This window comes from Enterobacter sp. JJBC, from assembly GCF_036936505.1.
Lineage (GTDB): Bacteria > Pseudomonadota > Gammaproteobacteria > Enterobacterales > Enterobacteriaceae > Enterobacter > Enterobacter hormaechei_C.
In genome coordinates this window covers 1,842,566-1,854,922 of the sequence record NZ_CP136935.1, presented here as the reverse complement: position 1 = coordinate 1,854,922, position 12,357 = coordinate 1,842,566, and the positions used below count along the sequence as shown (strand labels likewise).

The window sequence follows — 12,357 nt, the reverse complement described above, 5'->3', positions numbered from 1 at the left end:
GCCCGGTGGCGCTGCGCTTACCGGGCCTACGATCGAAATGTAGGCCGGGTAAGGCGTAGCCGCCACCCGGCTTTGTTTTACTTCCGCCCCCCCGCCGCAAAATCCTCAATCTCACCCGCCCAGTCTGCCGGATATAACCCCTCCCGCACGTCCCGATGAAACGTTGAATAGGGCCAGTCGACGACTTTCCCGACATAGCCATGCTTCAGCGGATTGATGTAGACGTAATCCATATGCCGCCGATAATCCTGCTCATTGCGAATGGTGTGCTCCCAGAAACGCGGTTGCCAGACGTGGCGCAGCTCAATGTTGCGGCTAAACGTTTTTTTGATGTCGCGCCAGCGCGCTGAAAAGTCGCTGTCCCCTTCCGGCAGGGTCCAGATACAGTGCATATGTTCAGGCAGGATAACCCAGGCGTTAATGGTGAAGGGCTTCGCACGCTTAACCGTGGCGGTAGCGGAACGCAGGCTGTCGATGTGGCGAGTAAGTAAATCGCTCTGGCGGTTTTGCAGATTGACGGTGAAAAACCAAGTCCCACCGGGGATGTAGTAGCGGCGGTAGTTTGACATTTGAACTCCCTGTTCATGTGCCGGGTGGCGGCTACGCCTTACCCGGCCTACATATTGCACCTGTAGGCCCGGTAAGCGAAGCGCCACCGGGCTTTTTTTACCGCTTCGCGGTTAACTCCGCTATCCGCACAATCACCTGCACCGCTTTCTCCATCCCTTCCAGCGTCACGAACTCATGCTTGCCGTGGTAGTTATATCCACCGGTAAACAGGTTCGGGCACGGCAGGCCCATAAACGACAGCTGTGAACCATCGGTTCCACCACGGATCGGTTTCATCACCGGCTCGATGTCACAATCGCGCATCGCCTGCTGGGCGATATCAAGAATGTGCGGATGCTCCATCACCTTCTCGCGCATATTGTAATAGCTGTCTTCGATGATGAGCTCAATATAACAATCCGGATGTAGCCCCTTGCCGATTTTTTTCGCGATCTCCATCATCTTACGCTTGCGCGCTTCAAAGGCTTTGCGGTCGAAATCGCGGACAATATAGTGCATCTGCGCGCTGTCCACGGTCCCCTTGATACTGGTCAGATGATAAAAACCCTCATACCCTTCCGTCATCTCCGGGCTCTCTTCGGCGGGCACTTCCGCATGAATACGCGCAGCCAGCGACAGTGCATTCACCATCACTCCTTTCGCAGAGCCCGGGTGCACGTTATTCCCGACGATTTTGATCGTTACCGATGCCGCGTTGAAGTTTTCATACTCAAGTTCACCCACGCCGCCACCGTCAACGGTGTAGGCCCATTGCGCGTTAAACGCCTCAACGTCAAAGTGTTTCGCGCCTTTTCCAACCTCTTCATCCGGCGTGAAGGCCACGCGGATATCGCCATGCGGGATATTTTTGCCCTTCAGCACCGCCAGCGCCGTCATGATCTCGGCGATGCCCGCTTTGTCATCGGCCCCCAGCAAGGTTTTGCCGTCGGTGGTGATTAACGTCTGCCCCAGCAGCTGATGCAGTACCGGGAACATCACTGGCGACAGCACTTCGTCGCCAATGCCCAGTGCTATATCACCGCCGCGGTAGTTTTCAACAATCTGCGGATTAACGTGTTTACCGCTAAAATCAGGTGAGGTATCGACATGAGAAATAAAGCCAATTGCCGGGATATTGCCGTCAATATTCGCCGGCAGCGTTCCCATCACGGTCCCTTTTTCGCTGAGCGTGACGTCAACCAACCCCATAGCCTCCAGCTGCTCTTTCAGCAGATTTAGCAGCTTCCACTGGCCTTCGGTGCTTGGCACCTGTCGGACCCCCGGCTTAGATTGGGTATCCAGCGAAACGTAATGTAAGAAACGCTCAAGTAGTTTATCCATGCAGTCACCCTCACTTTTTGTGACAACATTATCATTAAGCAGCAAAACGCAAATATTGCGTCAGGTCACTTTTATCCCGCAAACGAGAACTTTTTACGTTTATATCGTTCTGCGTTAATAAATGTAGCTTATGAATAAGTGAGAAGGATTGGCGATTCAATGGGTTTGCCGTAGAATGTCCGCCCTCATTACGAGTCACCAAGGTGGTTACACACAAACCCCGCTTCAGTCTGCTGCCTGAGGCGTCTATATGGGACAGCGCGAAAATTGAATACACAACCCCGTTCCCTTTCACCGCTGGTGCAACTGGAACGAATTCGTAAAAGTTTCGATGGCAAAGATGTCATTTCCGACCTTAATCTGACCATCAATGACGGTGAGTTTCTCACGCTGCTCGGCCCCTCCGGCTGCGGCAAAACCACCGTCCTGCGCCTTATCGCCGGGCTGGAAAGCGTCGATAACGGCCATATCCATCTTGAGAACCAGGACATTACCCAGGTTCCTGCCGAAGATCGCCACGTCAATACCGTCTTCCAGAGCTATGCCCTGTTCCCGCACATGACCGTGTTTGAGAACGTGGCGTTTGGCCTGCGGATGCAAAAAACACCGGCCAGCGAGATCCCGCCTCGGGTTACCGAAGCCCTGCGCATGGTGCAGCTGGAGGCATTCGCCCAGCGCAAGCCTCATCAACTTTCCGGTGGTCAGCAGCAGCGTGTGGCCATTGCCCGCGCCGTGGTCAACAAACCTCGCCTGCTCCTGCTGGATGAATCCCTTTCCGCGCTGGACTACAAGCTGCGCAAGCAGATGCAGAACGAGCTGAAAGCACTTCAGCGTAAGCTCGGGATTACGTTCGTGTTTGTCACGCACGATCAGGAAGAAGCCCTGACCATGTCAGACCGTATCGTGGTGATGCGCGACGGCAAGATTGAGCAGGATGGCACCCCGCGTGAAATTTATGAAGAGCCGAAAAACCTGTTCGTCGCCAGCTTCATTGGTGAAATCAATATTTTCAACGCCACGGTGATTGAGCGTCTGGACGAGCAGCGCGTGCGCGCGAACGTGGAAGGCCGCGAATGCAACATCACGGTGAACTTTGCCGTGGAAAAGGGGCAAAGGCTCAACGTCCTGCTGCGCCCGGAAGATCTCCGCGTTGATGAGATCCACGACACGGCTGATGTCGAAGGTCTGATCGGTTACGTTCGCGAACGTAACTACAAAGGGATGACCCTCGAATCCGTGGTCGAACTGGAAAACGGCAAAATGGTGATGGTCAGCGAATTCTTTAACGAGGACGATCCGGACTTCGACCACTCGCTGGATCAGAAAATGGTCATCAACTGGGTAGAAAGCTGGGAGGTTGTACTGGCTGATGAAGAACACAAGTAAGTTCCAGAATGTGGTGATTGCCACGATCGTCGGTTGGCTTGTGTTGTTTGTCTTTCTTCCCAACCTGATGATCATCGTGACCAGCTTCCTCACCCGCGACGACGCGAACTTCGTGGCGATGGTCTTTACGCTGGACAACTACGCGCGCCTGCTCGATCCGCTCTATTTTGACGTGCTGCTGCACTCGCTCAATATGGCGCTGATTGCCACCCTCGCCTGCCTGGTACTGGGGTATCCGTTCGCCTGGTTCCTGGCCCGCCTGCCGCAAAAAGTGCGGCCGCTGCTGCTGTTTTTACTGATTGTGCCGTTCTGGACCAACTCGTTAATCCGCATCTACGGGCTGAAAATCTTCCTCAGCACCAAAGGTTATCTGAACGAGTTTCTGCTGTGGCTGGGGGTGATCGAGACGCCGATCCGCATCATGTTCACCCCGGGCGCGGTGATTGTCGGCCTGGTCTATATCCTGCTGCCGTTTATGGTGATGCCGCTCTACTCCAGCATTGAAAAGCTCGATAAACCGCTGCTGGAAGCAGCGAAAGACCTGGGCGCCAGTAAGTTACAAACCTTTGTCCGCATCATTATTCCGCTGACCATGCCGGGTATTATCGCCGGCTGTCTGCTGGTAATGCTGCCTGCGATGGGGCTGTTCTACGTCTCGGACCTGATGGGCGGGGCGAAAAACCTGCTGATCGGTAACGTGATTAAGAGCCAGTTCCTTAACATTCGCGACTGGCCGTTCGGCTCGGCCACCAGCATAACGCTGACGGTGGTGATGGGGCTGATGCTGCTGGTTTACTGGCGTGCCTCACGCCTGCTGAATAAGAAGGTGGAGCTGGAATGATCGGTCGACTGCTTCGCGGTGGTTTTACGACCGCCATTTATGCGTATCTTTATATTCCGATAATCATTTTGATCGTGAACTCCTTTAACAGCTCGCGCTTCGGGATCAACTGGCAAGGGTTTACCACCAAATGGTATGGCCTGCTGATGAACAATGACAGCCTGCTACAGGCCGCTCAGCACTCGCTGACGATGGCGGTATTCTCTGCCACCTTCGCGACGCTGATTGGCTCGTTGACCGCCGTGGCGCTGTACCGCTACCGTTTTCGCGGTAAGCCGTTCGTCAGCGGTATGCTGTTTGTGGTGATGATGTCCCCGGATATCGTGATGGCCATTTCACTGCTGGTGCTGTTTATGCTGCTGGGCGTCCAGCTCGGTTTCTGGTCGCTGCTGTTCTCGCATATCACCTTCTGTCTGCCGTTTGTGGTGGTAACCGTCTACGCGCGTCTGAAAGGGTTCGACGTTCGCATGCTGGAAGCGGCGAAAGATCTGGGTGCCAGCGAGATGACCATTCTGCGCAAAATCATTCTGCCGCTGGCGATGCCCGCCGTGGCAGCAGGATGGCTGCTCAGCTTTACCCTGTCGATGGACGACGTGGTCGTGTCCTCCTTCGTCACCGGGCCGAGCTATGAAATTCTGCCGTTGAAGATCTACTCAATGGTTAAAGTCGGTGTTTCACCCGAAGTGAACGCGCTGGCGACTATTCTGTTGGTGTTATCGCTGGTTCTGGTGATTGCCAGCCAGGTTATTGCTCGTGATAAAACAAAATCTCAGGGGACACAGAAATGAAAAAAATGCTTGCCGCTGCGGCACTGGTGCTCGGAATGGGCGCTGCGCATGCTGATGACAGCAAAACGCTCTATTTCTACAACTGGACCGAGTATGTGCCGCCGGGCCTGCTGGAGCAGTTCACCAAAGAGACAGGCATCAAGGTGATCTATTCGACCTACGAGTCGAATGAAACCATGTACGCCAAGCTTAAAACCTATAAAGATGGCGCGTATGACCTGGTGGTGCCGTCGACCTATTTCGTCGACAAGATGCGCAAAGAAGGCATGATCCAGAAGATCGACAAAACGAAGCTAACCAATTTTTCTAACCTCGATCCTGAGATGCTAAACAAGCCGTTCGACCCGAACAACGACTACTCCATTCCGTACATCTGGGGCGCGACGGCAATTGGCATCAACAGCGATGCCATTGATCCCAAAACGGTTTCATCCTGGGCTGACCTGTGGAAGCCGGAATACAAAAGCAGCCTGCTGTTAACCGACGATGCGCGCGAAGTGTTCCAGGTGGCGCTGCGTAAACTCGGCTATTCCGGCAACACCACCGATCCGAAAGAGATCGAAGCAGCGTATAACGAACTGAAAAAGCTGATGCCAAACGTGGCGGCGTTCAACTCGGATAACCCGGCTAACCCGTATATGGAAGGTGAAGTGAATCTGGGGATGGTCTGGAACGGCTCTGCGTTTGTGGCGCGTCAGGCCGGGACGCCGCTTGAGGTGGTCTGGCCGAAAGAGGGCGGCATCTTCTGGATGGACAGCCTCGCGATCCCGGCGAATGCGAAAAACGTCGAGGGTGCCCTGAAGCTGATCAACTTCCTGCTGCGCCCGGATGTGGCAAAAGAGGTGGCGGAAACTATCGGCTACCCGACGCCAAACCTGGCCGCGCGGAAGCTTTTAAGCCCTGAAGTGGCAAATGATAAATCGCTTTATCCGGACGCTGAAACCATCGGCAAAGGGGAATGGCAGAACGACGTCGGTGACGCGAGCCGCCTGTATGAAGAATATTATCAGAAGCTAAAAGCAGGCCGTTAATGCATAACGGGCGACGCAATGTCGCCCGTTACTCTTATAGCCCCTTCAGGAGTTTATCCACAAAGACTGGCACCACCTCGCTCGCCAGACCGTAATGTTTCTCTTCAAACTCACTCCCGACCTGGCTTGGCTCCAGATTAAGCTCCACCGTATGGGCGCCTTGAAGTCGCGCTTCGTGAACAAATCCCGCCGCCGGATAGACATGTCCCGAAGTACCAATGGCGATAAAGACGTCCGCCATGGCCAGGGCGCTGTAGATCTCATCCATTCCCAGCGGCATTTCGCCAAACCAGACCACATGCGGACGCAGACGCGAAGGGAACTGACAGCAGTGGCAGCGGTCTTCGTCCAGCACGTCCTCTTTCCACTCCAGCACCTGACCACTCCATGCGCACCGCACCTTGAGCAGTTCGCCGTGCATGTGAATGATGTTGTGGTTTCCGGCCCTTTCGTGAAGATTGTCGATGTTCTGCGTGACCAGCAGAAAACGATCCCCCAGCGCTTCCTCCAGCTTTGCCAGCGCCAGGTGCGCCGCATTCGGCGCAATCTCCGGCTGCTGAAGCTGGCGACGGCGGGCGTTGTAGAACGCCTGCACCAGCGCCGGGTCGCGGGCGAAACCTTCCGGCGTCGCCACATCTTCAACTCGGTGTTCTTCCCACAGTCCATCCGCTGCGCGGAAAGTCTGAATACCGGATTCGGCGGAGATCCCCGCCCCGGTCAACACCACCACTCTGGGTTTATCCATCGCTTCTGGCATCATCCTGTCTCTGAAAAAGATCCGCTGACGCAGGCGTTCACGTAAGCGGCGTTTATTTTTGCGAAAACGGCTGAGTCGACCCTGGCGACGCGACAGCATAATAACCTCGTAAACTAATCGGTGAGATGAAGGAATGCGGCTCCGCGCATGCCTCCTGCGTCCCCGTGTCGCGCACGCTCAATGCGCGGCACGCGGGCGACCGGCAATAAATGTCGGGTCAGACGCCCGGACAACTGTTCCGTAATCGCAGTGAAATTTGACAGCCCTCCCCCGATCACCAGCAGATCCGGATCGACGATAGTCAGGATATTCCCCAGACACACCGCCAGCAGATCCAGATAGCGCTCGACGTGCTCACGCGCCTGCGCATCCCCCTGCTCCCACAGGGTAATGATATGAGGGGCCTCAAGTTTCTGATGATAGAAGTGTTCGTAAAGCCATGCAAACCCGCGGCCTGATAGGTAGTTCTCAATACAGCCGTGCTGCCCACAGCCGCAGCGGGTCAGCGGGAAATCACGTCCGACGACCTCCAGAGCATCCACCGGCAGGCGGATATGGCCAAATTCGCCGGTGATGTAGCTGCGCCCGGTAATGGGCTTACCGTTAATGACAATCCCGCCACCGACGCCCGTTCCGAGGATCAGCCCCATCACCAGCGGGAAGCGACGGAATTCATCATCCCAGGCTTCAGAGAGCGCGAAGCAGTTGGCATCGTTATCTAAACGCACGTCGCGTTCAAGGAGCGCGGAGAGATCGGCCCGCAGCGGTTTGCCGCTGGCGGCAGGCACGTTGGCCGCGTACAGCGTGCCATCGTCGGTTTCGGGCATACCCGGAATACCAATGCCAACGCTGCCTTTGACGCCAAAGCGTTCATCCGCTTGCGCCACCAGCGCGGCAATGGCGGTTAAAAACTCATCGTAGCTTTCGCGCGGCGTGGGGACGCGGGTTTCCCATTGTAGCTTAAGATCTTTATCGAACACGCCGAGCGCAATCTTGGTGCCGCCAATATCAAATCCGTAATACATGATGCATTCCTCTGTTTGATTCAGCGGCCAAAAGACCGCTAAACCATGACGAAATTACTGGCCACTTAATACCCTCGCCGGATCAATTCGGCTAGCGCGACGCGCCGGATACCAGCTTGCCAGCAGACTCAGTAAAAGTGCTGTAACCAGCACATAAATAACGTCCAGCCAGTGCAGTTCAGACGGCAGGAAGTCAATAAAATAGATATCGCCTGACAGGAACTGATGGCCAATAAGCGCTTCAATCCCGTTGATAATCGGCGTCAGCTGAAGGGAAACCACCACGCCGATCGCCACGCCGCAGAGGCTGCCAAACAGCCCCGCCAGTAAACCGTACCAGACGAAGATGGCGCGAATAAGACCGTCTTTCGCCCCTAAGGTACGCAGCACGGCGATGTCGCCGCTCTTATCCTTAACGGCCATCACCAGCGTCGAGACGATATTAAAACACGCCACCCCAATCACCAGCACCATCGCCAGATACATAATCGCGCGGATCATCTGGATATCACGGTACATATACCCGTAAGTGCCGATCCAGCTTTTGATGTAGACATAGTTATTGGTCACGCTGCCAGCGTCACGCACCAGTTTATTGGCGTTGAAGGCGTCGTTAACCTTAATGGCAATGCCCGTCACGCTGTCGCTCATATCCAGATACTGGCGTGCATCTTCCAGCGGCACCATCGCGAAGCTGTGATCGAGCTGGCCGCTCAGCTGCAAAATACCGGTGACGTGCAGACGTACGCGCTTAGGCTGCTGCAATTTGTGATCAGCGCTGGCGTTCGGGATCATGATCGAGACCCAGTCGCCCTGCTTCACCTTCAGCGCATCGGCAACGCCTTTGCCCATGATAATCTGCTGCTCGCCGGCCTTAAAGTTTGCCCATGCGCCATTTTGCACATAGCGCGGCAGCGCGCTCAGACGCTCTTCCTGACGAGGATTTACCCCTTTCACCTGAATGGCGCGCAGGTTTACCCCGCTCTCTACCAGCCCGGTAAAGTTAATGTAAGGTGCAGCCGCCGCAATACCGGGCACCTTTTCCACTTTGTTCAGGGCATCCTGCCAGTTGGACCACGGCTGGTTAACCGGCTCGATTTCACCGTGAGGGACAACGGCCAGAATGCGGTTATTCAGTTCACGCTCAAAGCCATTCATGGCGCTTAAGCCCACAATCAGCACCGCCACGCCCAGGGCGATACCGATGGTGGAGATCACGGAGATAAGGGAAACCATCCCGCTCCGGCGACGACCGCGGCTAAAGCGTAACCCGATGAGTAACGATAACGGTGAAGCCATTACTCCGCTCCCATCAGCGTCAGTTCAGCATTCAGACGACCGTCGCGCATTTCCAGCTGACGCCCCATCCGCTTAGCCAGTTGTAAATCGTGGGTGACCACCAGAAACGCGGTTCCCTGCGCGGCGTTCAGTTCGCCGAGAAGCTGGAAAATGCTGTCTGCGTTACGCGCATCGAGGTTACCTGTCGGTTCATCCGCCAGCACCAGGCGCGGGTTGTTGACCAGCGCACGGGCGATGGCCACACGCTGACGCTCACCGCCGGAAAGCTCAGACGGACGGTGATTCCCGCGATGACCCAGCCCTACCGCTTTTAGCATGTCGCTGGCGCGGGCATTAATTTCCGCGGGTTTCTTTTTACCAATCAGCAGCGGCATTGCGACGTTTTCCAGCGCCGTAAAGTCCGGCAGCAGATGGTGGAACTGGTAGATAAAACCCAGCTCACGGTTACGCAGCTCGGCTTTCGCCGTAGACGACATTTTACTCAGCGGCTGCCCGGAGAAGATCACATCGCCTTCGGTTGGCGTGTCCAGCCCGCCAAGCAGGTGCAACAGCGTACTTTTACCGGAGCCGGAGCTGCCGACAATCGCCATCATCTCGCCTTCGCCCACGCTAAAACTCACATTGTGCAACACGTCGGTCTGCACAGTGCCTTCCTGATAGCGTTTGGACAGGTTGTCGCACTGCAACAGGATCTTATTCATAACGTAAAGCCTCAGCGGGTTGAGTGGCGGCAGCCCGCCAGGAAGGATAAAGCGTAGAAAGCAGCGCAATGGCCATCGCGGCCAGCGCAATACCGACCACCTGGAGCGGCTCGATAGCCACCGGCAGCGCCGCGCCATCAAGCAGCGCGCCGATAATCGGCATGAGATTGTTGAGCTGGCTGGCGAGCAGCGCCCCCAGCGCCGCGCCGAGCAGCGCGCCGATGATGCCGGCGCTGGCACCCTGGACCATAAATACCGCCATGATCTGGCGCGGAGTCAGCCCCTGGGTTTGCAGAATGGCGACTTCGCCTTGCTTCTCCATCACCATCAGCCCGAGCGAGGTGATGATATTAAACGCGGCAACGGCCACGATCAGGCTCAGCAGCAGCCCCATCATGTTTTTCTCCATGCGCACGGCCTGGAACAGTTCGCCTTTCCGGTCGCGCCAGTCCTGCCATTTCGTCCCTTCCGGTAGCGTCTGCTGGCTAAGGGTATCCACCTTCAGCGGCGCATCAAGCCACAGACGCCAGCCGGTAATATTTCCCGCGGGGTAGCGCATCAGACGCGAGGCGTCCTGAATGTTCACCAGCATCTGGTAACCATCAACTTCGCTGTTCGCCGCAAACGTGCCAATCACGTTGAACAGGCGCTGGCTTGGCAGACGCCCCATCGGCGTAAACTGACTGGCTGACGGCACCATCACGCGCAGCTGATCGCCACGGTTGACCCCGAGCTGCCCGGCAAGCTGCTCGCCGAGGATGACGTTGTATTTACCCGCTTCCAGGTCGGTTTGTTTCACATTGACCAGGAACGGCGTCAGCGGATCTTTTTGCGCGGGATCGATACCCAGCATCACCCCGACCGCCACGCTACGGGCGCTTTGCAGCACCACATCGCCCGTCGTGAGCGGCGCAACGCGCGTGACACCCTGTAACTTCACCGCGCTTTCCGGCAGCTGTTGCGGATTAACGGAACCCTGAGTGGAAGAGAGAACGGCCTGCGGCATCAGCCCCAGGATATTGTTTTGCAGCTCGCGCTCGAAGCCGTTCATGACGGAAAGCACCGTCACCAGTGCCATCACGCCAAGCGTAATGCCAATAGTCGAAAGCCAGGAGACAAAGCGACCGAAGCGGTCCGCGGCGCGCCCACGCATGTAACGTAAGCCTATAAAGAGTGCGACAGGTTGATACATGAAATCCGTCTGTTTGCTGATAGCAGACCCACGAGTATATAAGCGAATCCGTTAAGCGTAAATGACTGAAACCGTAAGATTCGGTAATCATTTTTCCGAAAAATTCAGATAAATCATCATGCTACTGACTGAACTTCCGCCAGACAGCCTCCACCTTTTCCGAAAATCGTCCTGATACAGACTGTTACCCATTACATCAGGGCTTCATTTTACAACAATCGGCGTTTCGTTTATGGCAACAAGGTCGTCACGCACCATGAAACAAAAAGCATTATGGATTAACCAGATAAAAGGCCTGTGCATCTGCCTGGTGGTAATTTACCACTCGGTGATCACCTTTTATCCTCACCTTGACGGGCTACAGCATCCGTTATCGGGCCTGCTCGCCAAATGCTGGGTCTACTTTAATCTTTACCTTGCCCCGTTCCGTATGCCGGTGTTTTTCTTTATCTCCGGCTATTTGATCCGTCGTTATATCGACGAGGTGAACTGGCGCACCAGTCTCGACAAGCGGATCTGGAGCATCGTCTGGGTTTTGGCCCTGTGGGGCGTCCTGCAATGGCAGGCGCTGACCCATCTGAATGCCTGGCTCGCCCCCGAGCGAGAACTGGCGACAGCATCCAATGCGGCCTACGCCGATTCCGTTTCAGGGTTTGTACTGGGAATGCTCACGGCCAGCACCAGCCTGTGGTATTTGTACGCGTTAGTGGTCTACTTTACGCTCTGTAAGCTGCTGAGCCGCTGGAAACTGCCGATGCTGGGGATCCTGGCGCTGGCAAGCATCGCCATCAACTTCCTGCCGTTACCGTGGTGGGGAATGAACAGCGTGGTTCGCAACATGATCTACTACAGCCTCGGCGCATGGTACGGCGCGCAGTTGATGGCGTGGATGAAAGGGATGAATTTGCGCCGCAGCTGGCTGGTACTTATCGCCTCTGGCGCGGTGTCGGTAGTACTGTGGTTCGCTAATGTTCCTCTGCCGCTCTCACTGCTGTCGATCGTGGTCATCATGAAGCTCTTTTACAGCTTCGAGCAGCGTTATGCCGTTCATCCCAATAATCTGCTGAACGTCATCGGTTCAAACACCATCGCGATTTATACCACCCACCGCATTTTAATTGAGGCGTTTAGCCTGCTCCTGATTCGCGAAATGAATGCGGCGTACTGGCCGATCTGGGCGGAGTTAACGCTGATTCTGGTCTATCCGTTTATCAGCCTGCTCGTCTGCACGCTGGTTGGGCTGGGGGCACGTAAGCTCTCAACCGCCCTCTTTGGCGACCTTTTCTTCTCCCCTCCCGCGCGGCTTTCTCCACAGACTGCTACCCGTTAATCTCCTCGGCCCCCATCCGGGGGCACTTTCCCTCTTGTGCGGTTACGATTTGCTTATGCATAACGATCGAGGATAATAAAGACATTGCGTATCAGTGATATGCCCCAATACTGTTGG

The 12,357-nt window shown here is 55.6% G+C and carries 12 protein-coding genes; 5 read left to right on the top strand and 7 right to left on the bottom strand.

Annotated features, from left to right (window positions below; translation table 11 throughout):
* Positions 1–77: 77 nt before the first annotated feature.
* Together RY075_RS08845 and pepT are read right to left on the bottom strand one after the other, a co-directional pair.
* Positions 78–569 carry a transposase gene (locus RY075_RS08845; protein ID WP_129255942.1) on the bottom strand — a complete coding sequence of 164 codons (492 nt, stop codon included), beginning with the start codon at positions 567–569 and terminating at the stop codon, positions 78–80.
* A gap of 97 nt (positions 570–666) precedes the next feature.
* Positions 667–1,890 (bottom strand): peptidase T, encoded by a 1,224-nt coding sequence (pepT, locus tag RY075_RS08840; RefSeq protein ID WP_232967562.1) that lies wholly within the window; start codon positions 1,888–1,890, stop codon positions 667–669.
* 237 nt (positions 1,891–2,127) lie between these two features.
* Between pepT and potA the strand changes: the two genes are divergently transcribed.
* The 4 genes from potA to potD are packed head-to-tail and all read left to right on the top strand — an operon-like array spanning position 2,128 to position 5,936.
* Positions 2,128–3,276 (top strand): spermidine/putrescine ABC transporter ATP-binding protein PotA, encoded by a 1,149-nt coding sequence (gene potA, locus RY075_RS08835; RefSeq protein ID WP_166714835.1) that lies wholly within the window; start codon positions 2,128–2,130, stop codon positions 3,274–3,276.
* A complete protein-coding gene (gene potB / locus RY075_RS08830; protein ID WP_017693625.1) occupies positions 3,260–4,117 on the top strand; it encodes a spermidine/putrescine ABC transporter permease PotB in 858 nt (285 codons plus the stop codon). The genes potA and potB overlap by 17 nt, the downstream gene beginning before the upstream one ends.
* Positions 4,114–4,905, top strand: coding sequence for a spermidine/putrescine ABC transporter permease PotC (potC, locus tag RY075_RS08825; RefSeq protein WP_022650797.1), 792 nt, complete (start codon positions 4,114–4,116; stop codon positions 4,903–4,905). Before potB ends, potC begins: the two co-directional genes overlap by 4 nt.
* Positions 4,902–5,936 carry a spermidine/putrescine ABC transporter substrate-binding protein PotD gene (gene potD, locus RY075_RS08820; RefSeq protein WP_058658860.1) on the top strand — a complete coding sequence of 345 codons (1,035 nt, stop codon included), beginning with the start codon at positions 4,902–4,904 and terminating at the stop codon, positions 5,934–5,936. The genes potC and potD overlap by 4 nt, the downstream gene beginning before the upstream one ends.
* 34 nt (positions 5,937–5,970) lie before the next feature.
* Here the strand turns inward: potD and cobB are convergent, their stop codons facing one another.
* The 5 genes from cobB to lolC are packed head-to-tail and all read right to left on the bottom strand — an operon-like array spanning position 5,971 to position 10,910.
* A complete protein-coding gene (gene cobB, locus RY075_RS08815; protein WP_060580424.1) occupies positions 5,971–6,792 on the bottom strand; it encodes a Sir2 family NAD+-dependent deacetylase in 822 nt (273 codons plus the stop codon).
* 14 nt (positions 6,793–6,806) lie between these two features.
* Complete coding sequence (nagK, locus tag RY075_RS08810; RefSeq protein WP_023324463.1) at positions 6,807–7,718, bottom strand: N-acetylglucosamine kinase; 912 nt, start codon at positions 7,716–7,718, stop codon at positions 6,807–6,809.
* Positions 7,719–7,772: 54 nt separating this feature from the next.
* Entirely contained in the window at positions 7,773–9,017 is a 1,245-nt protein-coding gene (gene lolE / locus RY075_RS08805; protein WP_232967565.1) for a lipoprotein-releasing ABC transporter permease subunit LolE, read from the bottom strand.
* The gene (gene lolD / locus RY075_RS08800; RefSeq protein ID WP_015570809.1) at positions 9,017–9,718 is read right to left on the bottom strand and encodes a lipoprotein-releasing ABC transporter ATP-binding protein LolD; all 702 of its coding nucleotides are present in this window, start codon (positions 9,716–9,718) and stop codon (positions 9,017–9,019) included. The genes lolE and lolD overlap by 1 nt, the downstream gene beginning before the upstream one ends.
* Positions 9,711–10,910 carry a lipoprotein-releasing ABC transporter permease subunit LolC gene (gene lolC, locus RY075_RS08795; RefSeq protein ID WP_017384712.1) on the bottom strand — a complete coding sequence of 400 codons (1,200 nt, stop codon included), beginning with the start codon at positions 10,908–10,910 and terminating at the stop codon, positions 9,711–9,713. The genes lolD and lolC overlap by 8 nt, the downstream gene beginning before the upstream one ends.
* A gap of 256 nt (positions 10,911–11,166) precedes the next feature.
* On the opposite strand from lolC, the gene RY075_RS08790 reads away from it, so the two are divergent.
* On the top strand, positions 11,167–12,240 hold the full coding sequence (locus RY075_RS08790; protein WP_023324461.1) for an acyltransferase family protein: 1,074 nt from the start codon (positions 11,167–11,169) through the stop codon (positions 12,238–12,240).
* Positions 12,241–12,357: the final 117 nt, after the last annotated feature.

Bases quoted from the DNA above. Each gene is read 5' to 3' on its own strand.
- cobB (WP_060580424.1), bottom strand. From the start codon at position 6,792: ATGCTGTCGCGTCGCCAGGGTCGACTCAGCCGTTTTCGCAAAAATAAA.
- pepT (WP_232967562.1), bottom strand. From the start codon at position 1,890: ATGGATAAACTACTTGAGCGTTTCTTACATTACGTTTCGCTGGATACC.
- lolE (WP_232967565.1), bottom strand. From the start codon at position 9,017: ATGGCTTCACCGTTATCGTTACTCATCGGGTTACGCTTTAGCCGCGGT.
- RY075_RS08790 (WP_023324461.1), top strand. From the start codon at position 11,167: ATGAAACAAAAAGCATTATGGATTAACCAGATAAAAGGCCTGTGCATC.
- potC (WP_022650797.1), top strand. From the start codon at position 4,114: ATGATCGGTCGACTGCTTCGCGGTGGTTTTACGACCGCCATTTATGCG.
- potD (WP_058658860.1), top strand. From the start codon at position 4,902: ATGAAAAAAATGCTTGCCGCTGCGGCACTGGTGCTCGGAATGGGCGCT.
- nagK (WP_023324463.1), bottom strand. From the start codon at position 7,718: ATGTATTACGGATTTGATATTGGCGGCACCAAGATTGCGCTCGGCGTG.
- potB (WP_017693625.1), top strand. From the start codon at position 3,260: ATGAAGAACACAAGTAAGTTCCAGAATGTGGTGATTGCCACGATCGTC.
- RY075_RS08845 (WP_129255942.1), bottom strand. From the start codon at position 569: ATGTCAAACTACCGCCGCTACTACATCCCCGGTGGGACTTGGTTTTTC.
- lolC (WP_017384712.1), bottom strand. From the start codon at position 10,910: ATGTATCAACCTGTCGCACTCTTTATAGGCTTACGTTACATGCGTGGG.
- lolD (WP_015570809.1), bottom strand. From the start codon at position 9,718: ATGAATAAGATCCTGTTGCAGTGCGACAACCTGTCCAAACGCTATCAG.